The sequence below is a fragment of the Bacillota bacterium genome (genome assembly GCA_013178125.1).
In the GTDB taxonomy this organism is placed as follows: Bacteria; Bacillota; SHA-98; order Ch115; family JABLXJ01; genus JABLXL01.
The window spans coordinates 89,879-105,154 of sequence record JABLXJ010000008.1; the positions used below are offsets into that span (position 1 = coordinate 89,879).

The 15,276-nt window shown below is 56.3% G+C and carries 14 protein-coding genes; 2 read left to right on the forward strand and 12 right to left on the reverse strand.

Features of this window, described 5'->3' with window-relative positions; all coding sequences use genetic code 11:
• Positions 1 to 5: 5 nt before the first annotated feature.
• Entirely contained in the window at positions 6 to 2,159 is a 2,154-nt protein-coding gene (gene metG, locus HPY71_08655) for a methionine--tRNA ligase (GenBank protein NPV53581.1), read from the reverse strand.
• 69 nt (positions 2,160 to 2,228) lie between these two features.
• Between metG and HPY71_08660 the strand changes: the two genes are divergently transcribed.
• The gene (locus HPY71_08660) at positions 2,229 to 2,477 is read left to right on the forward strand and encodes a hypothetical protein (protein ID NPV53582.1); all 249 of its coding nucleotides are present in this window, start codon (positions 2,229 to 2,231) and stop codon (positions 2,475 to 2,477) included.
• Between the two features lie 99 nt (positions 2,478 to 2,576).
• Entirely contained in the window at positions 2,577 to 2,822 is a 246-nt protein-coding gene (locus HPY71_08665) for an AbrB/MazE/SpoVT family DNA-binding domain-containing protein (protein NPV53583.1), read from the forward strand.
• A gap of 186 nt (positions 2,823 to 3,008) precedes the next feature.
• Here HPY71_08665 and rsmI read toward each other — a convergent pair whose 3' ends face one another.
• From rsmI to HPY71_08720, 11 genes are all read right to left on the reverse strand, one after another.
• Positions 3,009 to 3,977, reverse strand: a complete 969-nt coding sequence (rsmI, locus tag HPY71_08670) for a 16S rRNA (cytidine(1402)-2'-O)-methyltransferase (protein ID NPV53584.1) — start codon at positions 3,975 to 3,977, stop codon at positions 3,009 to 3,011.
• A gap of 1 nt (position 3,978) precedes the next feature.
• Positions 3,979 to 4,731 (reverse strand): stage 0 sporulation family protein, encoded by a 753-nt coding sequence (locus tag HPY71_08675; protein NPV53585.1) that lies wholly within the window; start codon positions 4,729 to 4,731, stop codon positions 3,979 to 3,981.
• Between the two features lie 25 nt (positions 4,732 to 4,756).
• A complete protein-coding gene (gene holB, locus HPY71_08680; GenBank protein ID NPV53586.1) occupies positions 4,757 to 5,989 on the reverse strand; it encodes a DNA polymerase III subunit delta' in 1,233 nt (410 codons plus the stop codon).
• A gap of 6 nt (positions 5,990 to 5,995) precedes the next feature.
• Positions 5,996 to 6,325 (reverse strand): hypothetical protein, encoded by a 330-nt coding sequence (locus HPY71_08685; protein ID NPV53587.1) that lies wholly within the window; start codon positions 6,323 to 6,325, stop codon positions 5,996 to 5,998.
• A gap of 203 nt (positions 6,326 to 6,528) precedes the next feature.
• Positions 6,529 to 8,115, reverse strand: a complete 1,587-nt coding sequence (locus HPY71_08690; protein ID NPV53588.1) for an AAA family ATPase — start codon at positions 8,113 to 8,115, stop codon at positions 6,529 to 6,531.
• Positions 8,116 to 8,129: 14 nt separating this feature from the next.
• A complete protein-coding gene (locus tag HPY71_08695) occupies positions 8,130 to 9,725 on the reverse strand; it encodes an aminotransferase class I/II-fold pyridoxal phosphate-dependent enzyme (GenBank protein ID NPV53589.1) in 1,596 nt (531 codons plus the stop codon).
• 276 nt (positions 9,726 to 10,001) lie between these two features.
• Complete coding sequence (locus HPY71_08700) at positions 10,002 to 10,343, reverse strand: zinc-binding protein (protein NPV53590.1); 342 nt, start codon at positions 10,341 to 10,343, stop codon at positions 10,002 to 10,004.
• Positions 10,344 to 10,456: 113 nt separating this feature from the next.
• On the reverse strand, positions 10,457 to 11,812 hold the full coding sequence (locus HPY71_08705) for an MFS transporter (GenBank protein NPV53591.1): 1,356 nt from the start codon (positions 11,810 to 11,812) through the stop codon (positions 10,457 to 10,459).
• 275 nt (positions 11,813 to 12,087) lie between these two features.
• Positions 12,088 to 12,834: a carbohydrate ABC transporter permease gene (locus HPY71_08710; GenBank protein ID NPV53592.1), complete on the reverse strand. Its 747-nt coding sequence runs from the start codon at positions 12,832 to 12,834 to the stop codon at positions 12,088 to 12,090.
• 102 nt (positions 12,835 to 12,936) lie between these two features.
• The gene (locus tag HPY71_08715; GenBank protein ID NPV53593.1) at positions 12,937 to 13,836 is read right to left on the reverse strand and encodes a sugar ABC transporter permease; all 900 of its coding nucleotides are present in this window, start codon (positions 13,834 to 13,836) and stop codon (positions 12,937 to 12,939) included.
• A 178-nt stretch (positions 13,837 to 14,014) separates the two neighbouring features.
• Positions 14,015 to 15,247 (reverse strand): sugar ABC transporter substrate-binding protein, encoded by a 1,233-nt coding sequence (locus HPY71_08720; protein NPV53594.1) that lies wholly within the window; start codon positions 15,245 to 15,247, stop codon positions 14,015 to 14,017.
• Positions 15,248 to 15,276: the final 29 nt, after the last annotated feature.

The window sequence follows — 15,276 nt, forward strand, 5'->3', positions numbered from 1 at the left end:
GTCGATCACCGGACCTTCGCCCCGGGCTCTATCTCCTTATCCGGGGTGAGAACCACGACCCTCTCGCCATCCTGGGAAACGGCCGCCAGGAGCATGCCCTGGGACAGGATGCCCCGCAGCCTGGCCGGCTGGAGATTTGCAACAACTACTATTTCCTTGCCTACGAGCTCCTCGGGGGAATAGTGCTTGGCGATCCCCGCGACAATCTGGCGCTTCTCCGTTCCCAGATCAACCTCGAGCTGCAGCAGCTTGTCCGCTCCCTCGACCTTTCGCGCGTCAACTACCCGGGCCACCCTCAAATTAACCTGAGCGAACTGGTCTATGGTAATCAACCCGGTCCCCGGAGTCTCCGTCCCGGGAACCCCTGTCTTGATCTTGGATACACCCTCAGATGCCTGCTCAGATGCCTGGCCTTCTGCCACTTTCTTCTCTCCTCCATTTGCGTTTCTTGCGGTTTTCGCGGTCTGTGCGGTTTTCGTTTTACCCGGGCCCTCTTTCTCGCTCCCGGCCCCTCCCGCTTCTGCGGCCACCTGGCGTTCAAGCCTGGGGAAGATCGGGTCCCCTCGCCGAATCCGCGTCCCCGGCGTCGTCTTCCCCCACTCGAGGGCGCTGGCCCAGCCCGCGCCCTCGGGGCTGCCATCGAGCCCGAGCTGGTCCCATATCTTACGGGCCGCGCCCGGGATGAACGGGCTCACCATTATGGCCGTGACGCGCAAGGCCTCAACCAGGTTGTACATGACCGTGTTCAGCGCGTCGCGCATCGTCTCGCTCCTGGCAAGCGTCCAGGGGGCCTTCTCATCGATATACTTATTTCCATCGTCAACTATCGTCCAGATATCAGCTATGGCGCCGGAGAAATCGAGGGCCTCCATCTTCTCCCTCGCAGCCCGCGCTGCCCTCATGGCATTGGCCACGAGCGCGTCATCCCGGCCATCGCTGGCCCCGGGGGCAGGCACAACGCCACCCAGGAAGCGTTCGGTCATGGCCACCGTCCTATTCAGCAGGTTCCCGAGATCGTTGGCCAGGTCGGAGTTATAGCGTTCCCTCAACCCATCGATAGTGAAATCCCCGTCGCGCCCAAACTGGATGTCCCTCATTAGATAGTAGCGCAGCGCATCCGCCCCGTACTCATCTGCAAGCTTGATGGGGTCGACCACCGTCCCCTCCGATTTGCTCATGCGCGCGCCGCCGATGTTCACAAACCCGTGGCCAAAGACCGTCCCGGGCAACGGGAGCCCGGCGGCCATCAAGGTCGCGGGCCATATAACGCAATGAAACCAGGTTATATCCTTCCCGATTATGTGAAGGTCAGCGGGCCACCATCTTTCAAACTCTCTAGACTCTCCAGGCTCTCCAGGTCCCGCCGCACCTGTCACCTCACCTGCATTCACGCCGGCTCCCTCGCCCCGAGTCACATCCCCGGCCATCCCGGACATATAGCTGGCATACCCAGCCCCCGTCAGGTAGTTTATGAGCGCATCAAACCAGACGTAGACCACCTGGCCGGGATCCATGGGAAGAGGGATGCCCCATTCCACCGTTGATCTCGAGATGCTTACATCCTGGAGACCCTCTCTAATGCGGTTTACAATCTCATTGCAGCGCGTCTCAGGCAGTATGAATTCGGGGTGCTTTTCAATATGATCGAGGAGGGCATCCTGGAATTTAGACAGGGCGAAAAAGTAGTTCTTCTCCTCCACCCATTCCACCTTTCTGCTCGGATGGAGAGGGCAGCGCCCATCAACGAGCTGACCTTCGCTGAGGAACGCCTCACACGAGACGCAATACCAGCCCGAATATGTTCCCTGATATATGTAGCCCCTGTCATTAGCCCGGCGCACAATGTCCCGGACAGTAGCGACGTGATCCTCGTCGGTGGTGCGGATGAACCTATCATACTTGATACCGAGTTTCTCCCAGGCACGCTTGAACGAGGCCACCATCCTGTCACAAAACTCCTTGGGCGACATCCCTTCAGCGTGCGCCTTCCGTGCTACATTGAGGCTGTGTTCATCCGTCCCGGTTAAAAAGAATGTATCATAACCCGCGAGACGCTTAAAACGGGCTATAACGTCTGCAGCTATTTTCTCGTAAGCGTGTCCCAGGTGGGGCTCACCATTAACGTAGTCTATGGCTGTCGTGAGGTAGAATTTCGCCAAACAAGACACACCTCCTGGCAATTTGGGTCCGGGGCATCACCGCGGGTCGCCCTGGCGTCTACGTGTATAATGAGCGATGCCAGGCCTCCATATGCAGCAAGCTTCTATATCATCCAGCCAGATCCAGCATTCAGATCCAGCAAGCCTCCATATGACAGCAACGGGCCAGATGCGGCAATGGGCCAAACCCCTATTGATATCATAGAGCCCACCAGTAGAAAATGCAATATCAAATCGCCCCGCATTCACTCAGGTAATTTTCAAATCCTGCCCCAGGCCCTCTTGACAATAGACGAATTAGGTTTATATTGGAAGTGAAAACAAAAAATATAAATATCGTCTTGACTTACCTTGGAAATTTAAGTATACTCTTACTAGAACCTTGTCGAAACGTGTAGAAGAAAGGGGCTGAATACCTTGAAATCAACCGGCATTGTTAGAAAGGTCGATGAGCTTGGCCGAGTGGTCATACCCATCGAGCTCAGGAGAACCCTCCAGATCGGCGAGAAGGATGCGCTCGAAATCTATGTGGATGGGGAGAAAATCATTCTGAAGAAGTATGAGCCAGCCTGCATCTTTTGCGGCAACGCGGATAACATCCGCAACTTCAAGGAGAAGAATATCTGCAAAGACTGCCTGGAGGCTATGAAGAGCGTATCGTAAGGTAAGGGGCGCAGGAACAGGAGGTCGCAGAGACAGGGAATCGCAGGATGATATAGGATAGTGGATGTAGGGTGGTATTAGGCGAATATAGGATAATAAATATCGGACGATAGATGTAGCCGGATTTATGTTTGTGTAGCGGGATTCATAGGTCATCTAGCGCCGGGAGGCTAACGCCGGAAGGCGCTATTTTTTTAGCGAAAGCCTGTAGAGCTCCCGGCCGCTGAAACCCGTTTCCTTCGAGACCAGTCTCGCGGCGTCCTTCCTCCCCATCCCGGCGTCAACAAGCTGCTGCATACGATTCAAAGCGCCCTCTTTCTCTTGTATACCGCCCCTGCTGCCCCCCTCCTCCTCCTGGCCCTGCACCCCCTGCGCCGCCTGCGTCCTCTGCGTCCCCTGCGCAGCCAGCGGCGCCTCTGCCGGTCCAAGGACGAGCACGAATTCGCCTAGGGGGTTTGCGAGGCCCGGCCTCTCCATGAGGCTCTCCAGGTCGCCCAGGGTCCCGCGAAGGAACTCTTCATGAATCTTCGTGAGCTCGCGGGCTATCGCGACCCTACGCTCCGGCCCCAGCCGGTCGCGGAGCTCCCGCAGAGTCCGGCACACCCTGTGGGGCGCCTCGTAGATGATCGCTGTCCGCCTTTCGGTGGCAAGGGAATCCAGCAGGGTTTCGCGGTCCCTTCCCTTGCGCGGGAGGAATCCGAGGAATACAAAGGCATCGGTGGGGAGCCCTGAGGCCACGAGCGCGGCCACAAAGGCTGTCGGGCCCGGGACCGGGATGACCCTTATACCCGCCTCGATAGCCTGCCGCACGAGGTCGGAGCCCGGGTCGGAGATTCCAGGCATGCCAGCATCCGAAACCAGGGCTACCTTCCTGCCGGACCTGAGCTTGTCCAAGATTTCCGGCCCCATTTCCCTCATATTATGTTCATGGTAGCTCACCAGCGGGGTTTTTATATCGTAACGCGCCAGGAGCTTGCGCGTCTGGCGCGTATCCTCGGCGGCAATGAAATCCACCTCTCTCAATGTAGCAAGGGCCCGCAGCGTTATATCTCCCAGGTTTCCTATCGGCGTCCCGCAAATATAGAGGACCCCCAGCCCCGGGTCGCCCTGCAGAGCGCGCTCTGCAGGCCCGTTCGCGGATTCACCTTCATTCATCTTAGCATCCTTCTCCATCCCCATCTCCATCCCCGTCCCCGCCTCCATCCGGGTCCATGGCAGGCTCGGGGGGAGCCTCCTGGGGCGCCCTGCCCTGCTGGGGCTCCTTGACGCGCTTGTAGGCATCAGACTCGTACTTCAGGCAGCACATGAGCCTCCCGCATATGCCGGATATCTTCGAAGGATTCAGTGAGAGATTCTGGTCCTTGGCCATGCGGATGGAGACTGGCTCAAAGTCCCCCAGGAAAGTAGCGCAGCAGAGTGGCCGGCCGCATGGGCCCAGCCCCCCGAGCATCTTGGCCTCATCCCTCACACCTATCTGGCGGAGCTCAATCCGGGTCCTGAATACGCTCGCCAGATCCTTAACCAGCTCTCTAAAATCGACCCTGCCATCGGCCGTAAAATAGAACGTTATCTTGCTATTATCAAAAGAGCATTCAACGTCTATGAGCTTCATCGGGAGCCCGTGATCAGCTATCTTCTGGAGGCATATCTCAAAGACCTTTTTCTCCCTCCGCTTATTCTCCTCCACCTGGGCCTCATCCTCGGCCGTGGCCTCTCTCAATACCTTCTTAAGCGGGCTCACGATGTCCTCTTCCCTGACCTGCTTGGGACCTATAACAACCTCTCCATATTCGACCCCTCTTGAAGTTTCAACTATCACCTTATCACCGGCGGCCACGTCGATCCCGTCCGGGTCAAAGTAATATATCTTCCCCGCCTTCTTAAACCTCACACCTACAACCTCATACATCCCCAAGACTCCCCTCAAACGTCTCTCACACGTTGAAAATCAAAGCGAAGAGCATATTCTCGAGGGCCAGCCTCAGATTCGCATTCCTCCTGATACCCTGCCTTGCCGCCTCGATGACGCCAATCGAGTTGACTGCCCTGTCAGTGGAGCACATCCTCGCCTGCTCCTCGAGCACCTCGAGCTTATCCACGTTTATTACAAGAGTCTCTAAAAGGCCCTCCGTCTCGTGGGGAATCCCACGTTCAAGGCTTACCCGCTCAAGACTTACCCGTTCAAGGCCCACCCCGTCATGAGCTGCCTCATAGACTATCATGAGGTCCCTGTACCAGTCCTCGAGAAGGTCAAGAATCTCATCAAGATCATCTTTGCGCTTCTCAAGCTCCCCAGCGTTCCTCAGAGCCTCCAGCATTCCTCCGCCCCTACCTGCCTCGTACCCGGCCTGTGCCTGTCCTAAAACGCTCCCGGCGAGGGCGATAACCTCATCCCGGGGCGGCAGGGGAATCCGGCCGGTGGCCCAGCCCACCGCCTTCCCTACGCTCCCGTGACAGAGAAAAGCCATTACCCTGGCCTCCTCTCTTGGGATACCGTACCTGCTCTCGAGCAACCCTGATATCGCGGAGGCGCCGACCGGGTAGAACCGGAGGATCTGGCAGCGTGAGACTATAGTGGGGAGGATGCTCAGGACGTTCGAGGCCAAGAGGATGAAAACCGTTCTTTCCTGGGGTTCCTCGAGGACTTTGAGGATGCTGTTTGCAGCCTGCTCTGTCATCTTGTCGCAATCTTCTATTATCCACACCCTATAACGTCCCTCATATGGCCTGTAGGACATCTCCCTCTTGATCTCCCGTATCTGGTCGATTCTAACGGAGGCCCCATCAGGGGATATGACCTTTACGTCTGGGTGATTGCCGTTGGCGATCTTCCGGCAGGATGGGCAGGTGCCACACGGAGCGAAAAATCCCGCCCTATTACCAGGTTTACCGGGTTTGTCATCGGGCCCACTTTCATTATCCTTATCGGTGCAATCCATATCCGTGCGGAGACAATTCAGGGCCCTGGCAAAACACAGCGCAAGGGTTTTTTTGCCGACCCCGCTCGGGCCGGCAAACAGGTATGCATGAGCTATCCTCCCTGTCTCCAGGGCACGTTGAAGCAGCCTCAGGGTCTCGGGCTGGCCCACAACCTCTCCGCAGAAGAAATCGCTTTCCACCAAATCGCTCCTCACCCGCGCAATATCCCGCTCTTCACATTCCCGCATTTCGAATCAGACCTTCTCAAAGTGGGCCACATCAACGACGAATATGGTTGCCCCTCCGACCTTTACCTCCACAGGCTGGGGGACGTACGACGTTATGGACCTCCCTACTGCAGGCATCGGCGTGATGAGCTGGGTCCGGGATTTACAGACATCCTTGACCACGCCAACGACATCCTGCACCTGGTCATCGTCCACGCCCACCAGCAACGTCGTATTGCCGACCCTCAGAAACCCCCCTGTACTCGCAAGCTTCGTGGCCTTATAACCCTTCTTGACGAGACGATCCAGGAGGCCGGCCACGTCCTGATCCTGGACTATCGCTATCACGAGCTTCATTGCCTTCACCACCCCCGGTCCTGCAATCCAGTCCTTCCTGCCCTACCTCTATCCTCCATCTCCTCCGTCTCCTGCATCTCCTGAGCCTGATGCTCTGCCAGTAAACCCGCCCGACATCCTGGCCCGGCATTCTGCCCTGAAAATGACCCAATCAATTCCAGGACATTTTCATTCTCCGGGGTGCCGCGCTGCGGCATGGAGGTCTACTTTGAGAATATCACTACACGCCTATTCGGTTCAACCCCGATGCTGACAGACTGCAAGCTTTTCCTGGAGGCGAGCTCATGCTGCAATCTACGAATATATGCGTTCTGAGGCCGCAATTCCACCGGTTGAGCATGCCTTGAAACGCGCAACGCCGCTTCCTCGGCCTCGCGGAGGGCGCCTTCTTCAGGTCGAGCCCCTGGAGTCACACCCTCACCCGAGCCGCCCCCGCCTGAGCCGCACCTCTGTCGCAGGAAACCCAATATCTGGCTTATCGTATTGCTCTTGATGATGTGGATGGGGAGACCCCGCTCCGCCGCCTCGCGCAACCTCTTGGGCATCTTGCGATACTGTCCCCTCAATGTGAGGATTACATCTGCGCTATCGATGTCCCGTGCTATATAGGCTCGCACACCGCTCGCCTCGATGGCCTCGCTCAACTTGTTATGACTTACAGCATATGGAAATATCCGCAAAAACCTGGGCTGTTCCTCAGTAGGACCTTGGATGGCGCCTTGAGCACCGCCTCTTCCCGGCTCAATCTCTCCCGGCCCCATCCTATCCATAGCACCGGGGAACCCGGCCTCCTGGACTATCTTTATCTCGCCTCCAGAACCCCGCACCCTGATCTCGGGCCGCGGCTCGATGCCCCGGAGAAGCAGGTCCACCGTCCTCGCCACGTCGTGGTGAATTGCAAGCGTATCCCTATCTTTTATCTCAATTACCACATCAAAGGTGGGCGGGGCCTTCCGCTCCAAAACAGTCTTCTGAGTCCCTCGCTTTCGCGCCTCCTCATCGCCGAGGGTCACGGCCTGGATGCCCCCGACAAGATCGCTCAGCACCGGGTTGAGAACCAGGTTGGTCAGGGTATCACCGTGAGCCGTCCCTATGAGCTGGACCCCGCGCTCAGCTATTGTCCGCGCGGCGTCTGCCTCGGCCTCTGTGCCGATTTCGTCAATCACTATGACCTCCGGCATGTGATTCTCCACAGCCTCTATCATAACATCCGCCTGCTTTGCAGGTGTTGGCACCTGCATGCGCCGGGAGCGCCCTATACCAGGGTGCGGGATATCCCCATCCCCGGCGATCTCATTTGAGGTATCAACAACGACGACCCGCTTTTCAAACTCGTCACTCAGAACCCGGGCCACCTCACGAAGCATCGTCGTCTTGCCAACTCCCGGCCGGCCAAGCAACAGGAGGCTCTTTTCCTGCTCCACCACATCCCTGATTATATCAATGGTCCCAAAAACCGCCCGACCGACCCTGCAGGTAAGGCCGATGATTTCACCTGTGCGGTTCCGTATGGCGGAGATCCTGTGCAGGGTTCTCTCAATCCCTGCCCTGTTATCACCCCCGAACCTCCCGACGCGCTTCAGGACATACCCGATATCCTCGCGGGAGACGGGCTCCTCGCTCAGATAGATGAATCTTCCGGCAAATCGGGCCTCCGGCTGGCGACCCAGGTCGAGGATAACCTCAACGAGGTCATTCAAATCATCCAGGGCCTCGATGCCGCCCCTCAACCTCGGGGGTAAAACCTCCAGGAGCAGGTCAATATTATCAGTTATCTCTTGCCGCGTCAAGGTTCCCTTCACTCCTATCCGCTTCCACTACCTGCCACGCGCAGGAATGCCAGATCCGGGTCCTCGGGCCCCTGGAACTTCGCCCCCAGCTCCCTGGCCACCGTGAGGAACTCGATTACTCCCTGCGTAATCTCCTCCCCCGGGCAGATTACCGCTATCCCGGGTGGGTAAGGCGCAACAATCTCGGCGCTCACGCGCCCGGCAGCTTCACGCAGCGGCACAGCCTCGGTTCCGCCAAGACACGCCTGCCTCGGCGGGAGGCGCTGCGGCGGAGTCGTGAATACCTCGCCCATGCGCTGCAGGATTTGAAGGTATTTGGAGCCGCCGGCGATGCCAGGCACCTCCGTGCCCCTCGCCTCGCTTACGCCCCTTATGGCTTCGATAAGGTGATCTATATCTTCATCCCTATCGGCTATTGTAACCATGACGAGTAGATTCCATATATCAGCGAACTCGACCTGGACCCCATATCCCTCTCGCAGCAGGCGTCCCGCTTCATACCCGCTCATCCCGATCTCCCGAGATGAAATTGTAATCTTCGTGGGATCCAGGAGCATTGAGGCGTCGCCAATTCTCGCGACGTCACCGGCCCCTGCGAGATCACCGGCTCTGGCCGAAGGCGCCGGAAGCTCCAGACACCCCCCGGGAATTATCCCGCTGATCGAGCCACGCGCCCTCTCCGCGAGCTTCACTGCCCTGTCCACGAGCTCCCGTCCGCATACAGCCATCCGGCGGCGCGCTGCGTCCAGAGAGGCCATTAAGATATAAGACGGGCTCGTAGTCTGCAAAATCCGGAGCGCCTGGCGCAGCCTGGCCATATCCACACGCCGCCCCTTCACGTGGAGCATCGATGACTGCGTCAACGAGCCGAGGGTCTTATGCGTGCTCTGGACCACAATATCAGCGCCCGCGCTGAGACCCGGGGGCGGGAGTGCATCATGAAACGCAAAATGCGCCCCGTGAGCCTCATCTACCACTACTATTTTATCATATTGGTGACAGAGGTCGACTGAATATCTCAGATCTCGCGTGACGCCATAGTAGTTCGGGTTCATGAGCACCACCAGTCTCGCAGAAGGGTGGGCCTTGAGGGCATCGAGAAGGCTCCCAGGCTCGGGTCCCAGGGGGATGCCGAAAACCGGGTCAATTGCCGCCGGGATATAGACGGGCGAGGCCCCACTCAATATCAGGCCACCGATGGCTGATCGATGGACATCTCTGGGGAGGATCACCCCGTCGCCGGGACCGCACGCCGCAATTATGGCAGCCTGAATGCCAGCGCTCGTGCCGTTTACAAGGAAGAATGTATGATCCGCGCCGAAAAGCTCGCTGGCAAGCTCCTCGGCCATGCGTATGGCCCCCTCGGGTGCGTGAAGGTCGTCGAGGCCGGGGAGCTCGGTGAGATCCATGGCAAGGACATTCCTGCCAAGGAATCCGGCGAATTCGGGATCGATCCCGCTGGCTGGACCCGGCTCCCGGCCCTGCTTGTGACCGGGCATGTGAAAGGGGGTTAGACCGAGCCGGATATGCTTCAGGATGGCCTCGAAAAGCGGAGCGGATGCCTGACGCTGACGTGAGGCCCGGCAAACTAAAGTCTGACGATGAGTCATAGGTCATTCACGCGGCCCGCTGTCTGGCCTTCTTTCACACCGCCTTCCTTCTGGCCAGGCTTTGCCTTCCTGCTCCTTGCCTTACCCCTGCCTTGCCTCGCCGACGGTCCAACAAATCCTAAGTCTTGAAGGGCTCAGGAAAGCTCAAAAGCCAGGCATCGCTACCGCTACCTGGCTTCCTCGAGATAACCTCATCCGCGATCACAGGGTGCAATACCTGGCATACCTGACCTTACCTTGTATCTAATTGGAATCTGATTGAAGATCGGGTCTGGATCAATATCGCGCCGCGTATCGCGACGAACTTCCCCTATTACCGTGGGAATAAGAATTAGAATGCTTGGCATAGCAATCTCTGCAGTACACAGGCCGATCTTCCCTCGGCTGGAATGGAACCTGTGTCTCGCAACCGCATTCGGCACAGATCGCAGAATACATAACCCGCTCCCGGTTCCTATCCCCGTACCCGCCACGATTCTGCTGCTTACGGGCCCTCCTGCAATCCGGGCACCGGCCCGGCTCGTTCGTAAAGCCCTTTTCCGCGTAAAATTGTTGCTCGCTCTCAGTAAAGGTGAATTCAGCTCCGCAGTCTTTACACCGCAGGATCTTGTCCGCCAACCTGATCGCCTCCTTCTTAATTTTGATTTTTGTCGATCAAGTTGGCTCTTGTTCTGAGATCGGACAAGAATCCAAAGACCGCAAATTAACTATATCAGAGTTAGGCGAGCGCGTCAATAGGCGGTCGTTTCTTTTCGTTTCTTTTTTTGCGTCTTCTGCACCCCGCCTCCCGGACCTTCATTAACATCATTAACATCAGGCTGAACAGCCATGAGCAAAAGGGCTATAGATAAAAGAGCTCCGCCGGATGCAAGGAGATAAAGATTCGCTGTGCCGATCCTATCAACAAGAAAACCACCCCCGAGATTCCCGGCGATCGCTCCCCCTCCAAAGGAAAAAGCCCAGAATACCGCCTGGCCTGTAGTCTTGAGCTCAGGCGGGCTGACCTCACTCACAAAGACGACGGCAGCACTGTAAAACAGCGCGAAACCCAGACCCTGAACCACCTGCACGAGCAGGATCGGGCCCGGGGTTGGTGACATAGCATATACGAAAAAACGCAGGGCGTAAGTGGCGCTCGCCCACGTGATTATGGTTCTGGAGGAAGCCCTGGCTATAACCCTGCCGGAGAGCCCGAAGGCCGGCACCTCGCTCAAGGCTGCAATCAGCTGAGCTGTGCCGATTATCAGTGTACTGGCCCCCATGCGGCTCAGGTGAATGGGGAAAAACGTGCCAACGCTCATCGTGGCAGCCTGCAGAATAAAAATCGCGAAGAGAAACCCTATGAAATTCCTATTGACAAGCAAGCGGGTTATTCCGGCGCGACCAGGGCCGCGATCGGCGCAACATCCATGCCCATGAGGCGGAGGATTCTCATTGCCCTCACGAAGGCAAGGAAAAGGAAGAGGGGCCTGGCCCGGATCCCTCTGTGTCTCCGGCATAAAGCGGCTTGCAAGGTGGGTCATGAACATGAGGACCGAGTATAAGATAAAAAGGTTCGCAAGAGAGGTGCGCTGCAAGAACCAGCCCGCAAGGGGAACGACGAGGGAGAACCCTATTGATCCCCAGAGACGGAGCATCCCATACTCGCCTGTGTTCGAATAATCCTCCAGGTAGCGAAGGCTGATGCTGTCGGCTAGAGGCATTATGGGATTTGTGAACACCGAGAAGAGGATCATCATCCATACAAGGGAGTAGAACTCCCGCGCGGTCAGGAAAAAGAGAACCAGCACGGATGCGGCAAGGGTTGTAAGCATCAAAACCGCGCGACGCCCTCTGAAAACATCGGAAAGCGTGCCCCACACGGTCTGCATGAAGAGGCCGACTGCCGGCGTAATCGCGCTGATCAAGCCTATCTCCTCTCCGGACAGGCCAATGCCGCGAAAGTAGAGATTGACATAGGGAAAGAATGGCGCCATGGTCGCAAAGAAGAGAAAATAAAAGAGCTTGCAACTTGTGGCGCCGTCCTGAATCCCGAGCCCCCAGCGAGAAAAAGAGCCAAACACCGGCCCCCGTAGATGTACATTCAAGGGCCTTTGCCACCTCCGCCAGATCACGCGGCACCGGGGCTTCCACATTATTGAAGTACGGGAAGGAGACTCCCGGAACGCCCGGTCCCTTTGACACTAGCTTACGATAGAACCGCCAATTAAGGCAAGTCCCCTTTCCGCCATGGCCCCTTTCCTTCCCAGGTCCTTGCCAATCTCAGCCGGAAACCTGAGAAAATCTCCGGGGAGCACGTCAGGATATCACCTCACATCTTCTAATATACTCCTAGTCTATAGATCAAGCCGTGGTTCATGCCTCAAGATTTGACAGCCCCCGCGGCCAGGCCCTTCACGAGGTTGCGCTCGGCCATCATAAACAATATGACGATAGGCACAATCCCGATTACCGCCCCGGTCATCAGGTGGTGCCAATTGATCGTCCATAATCTGATGAAATTGTATAGACCAACGGTTAGAGGCCTCATCTCCGCCCGCGATATGAATGTCAGGGCAAACATGAATTCATTCCATACGCTGATGAATGTATATATAGCGGTGGTGACGATCCCAGGTGCAGCTATGGGGATCAAGATCTTTGTTATGGTTTGAACCCTCGAGCACCCGTCAATCAGAGCGGCCTGCTCGATGTCAACCGGCACGTTATTGAAATAGCTTGATAGCATCCATATGGAGAAGGAGAGCGTAAACACCGTATTGGTAATGATCAGCGACTGGTAGGTATCAAGGAGGCCCCATATAGCCATGAGCTTGAACAGCGGCATGATTATTATCACCGGGGAAAACATCTGGACAACGAGGAACATGTACATGAACATCTTCCTGCCGGCGAAACGCAGCCTTGATACGGCGTAGGCGGCAGGGACGGCGAGGACGCCGTTCAGAATCGTGCATGTCACCGCAATAAGAAAGCTATTGGATATGTAGCGCCCCAGCGGGTACTGTTGCCATATCTCGATATAGTTCTTCCAGTAGATAACCTTGGGGATCCAGGTTGGAGGGGTCGAGTATACCTCGCCTACCTGCTTTAGAGAGGTTGAAAGCATAACAAAGAACGGAAATAGCAATGCAAATAACGCCACCGTGGAAATGACATAGAATGCAATCGCCTGTACCTTTTTCCTAATCGAACCCGAAAGCTCCAAGGACTATCCCTCCTTAAAATATAGCCTCGCATACGCCAGGCTAAATACAAGGAGAACGATGAAAGTGATAAACGCCATGACGGAAGCGTGACTGAAATCGAGAAACAGGAAAGCTGTCTTATATAGGTAGGTGACCAGAATGTCGGTGGTGTTCATCGGCCCACCCTTAGTGATGATGTATATTACATTAAAATCATTAAACGTCCACATTACGGAGAGCAAGGTGGCCACCAGTATAACCGGCCTCAGAAACGGCAGGGTTATATAGGAGAACCGCTGGAACGAGTTAGCCCCGTCAATCTGAGCTGCCTCATAGTATTCATGTGATATCGCCTGGAGCCCGGCGAGGAACGCCAACGCCATAAATGGTATGCCAAGCCACACATCAACCGTCAAATTCGCCCAAAAAGCCGTGGTCGGGTTGGCAAGCCAGGCCGGTGGATGGGGGGTAAAGCCCATCTGCTTGAGAAAATGATTCAACAGGCCGAACTGGCTGTTGAAGGTCCACATCCATATCATCGCCGCTATAGGGACCGGCGCGGCCCATGGTATGACGATCAACGTTCTTATAATGCCGCGTCCCCTGTAATCCTGGTTGAGGAGGACTCCGAGCCCGAGGCCGGCCAGCGTTTTCAAACTCACGGCTACCACGGTCCAGAAGACTGACCGGGCCAGGACGACCCAGAATGTCCTGTCAGCAAATAGGGACGAGAAATTCCCAAGCCCTACAAATCGAACCCAATCGCCCATCTTGTTCATCTCAAAGAACGAGGAGAGCAATGTGCTGATGACGGGGTAAAAGACTATGGCCACCATGGCCAGCAGGGCCGGTCCCATCAGTAAATACGCTATACCCGCTTCCGAATGAGACCGTCCCTTTGATTTTATCTTCATATTGTTCATCTTGACTTTTGCACCCCTTACAGTGGGATAGCGGGTTGCCGGATTGCCAGCCCCAGCAATCCGGCAACCCGCCATCCCCCCGGAAGTAATCACCACCGCTACGCTCTATGGATTAACTAACACCACTATGAACTGACTAATCATCATGGACCAATCTAAGGCCCGATCCATGAATTGACTACTTTCTCCTGTAGGCATCAATTTCCTTGGCCGCCTCATCCAGCGCCTGCTTCGGCGGCTTTATCTTCAGGAGCGCGGCGCCAACGGCATCCCACAGGACATCCTCCGCCTTGGCCCATTCGGACATCAAAGGCCATCCCTGAGCCCTCGGGAGCTGGTCTATATAGACCTTGTAGTAGGGCGTCTGGAAGTAGCTCATCGCCCCCACGCTGGCCCTGACCGGGAGCATGCCGAATGCCTTGTTGAACTCAAGTCTATACTTGTCCTGGTATATGAAATTGAGGTACTTAACCGCCGCCTCCTTATTCTTGGAGGACTTGAACATCACTATGGAATCCGTCACCATGAGAGTGCTCTGAGGCTTGCCATCGTTGTGAGGCATGGGCGCAACGCCCCACTTCAGGTTTGGAGCGCGCTCCTGCAGCATGGCGGCAAACCACGGGCCGGTTTCAACCATTGCGAGCTTGCCAGCTATAAACAGGTCCTGGAGAGAGCCCCTATCATTCTCTGTAACGTTGGGCTCTGTGACCTTGTACTTGTGGACGAGGTCGACCATGAACTGGAGGGCTTCGACACCAGCCTTGTCATTGAATTTGGCCTTGCCATAGCTGCCATCCGGTTCGATTTCAAAGAAAGAGCCACCGTTGCCATAGAGGTAGTAAACGAACTCCGTGAGCTCTACGAACTTCTTACCCGACACGCCTATCCCGTAGATCTTGTGTTTGGAAGTCACCTCTTGCGCGACCTTGACAAGCTCGCTCCATGTAGTAGGTGGCTTTGAAATCAAGTCAGAGCGGTAGAAGAGAGTCCTGGCGCTCATCGCAACCGGCAGCCCGTAAAGCTTGCCCTTGATCCTGGCCTCGAGAGCGCCCGGGTAGAAGCCCTTGATGAACTCCGGCGATAGCCACTTGTCCAGGGGCTCCAGAACCCCCATGTCGTTGAATTCCAGCACCCACCTGGTCCCGGTGTTTGCTATGTCCGGGGCCTGGCGACCAGCTATCCATGTCACGAGACGGTCGTGGCCCTCATTCCACGGGAGTATGATGGTCTCTACATCGATATCGGGGTTCTCCTTCTCGAAATCCTGCTCCATGGTCTGGTAAACTGTGTTGAACCTTGCGTCATAGTCCATCCAGACTACCCGCAGCTTCGTCTTGGCGCTTGCACTTATGGCGAGCGCAAACACCAGACACAACGCAGCCACGAGCACCAACCATTTTGACTTCATCATCACATTCATCCTCCTATGCATTTTTAGCT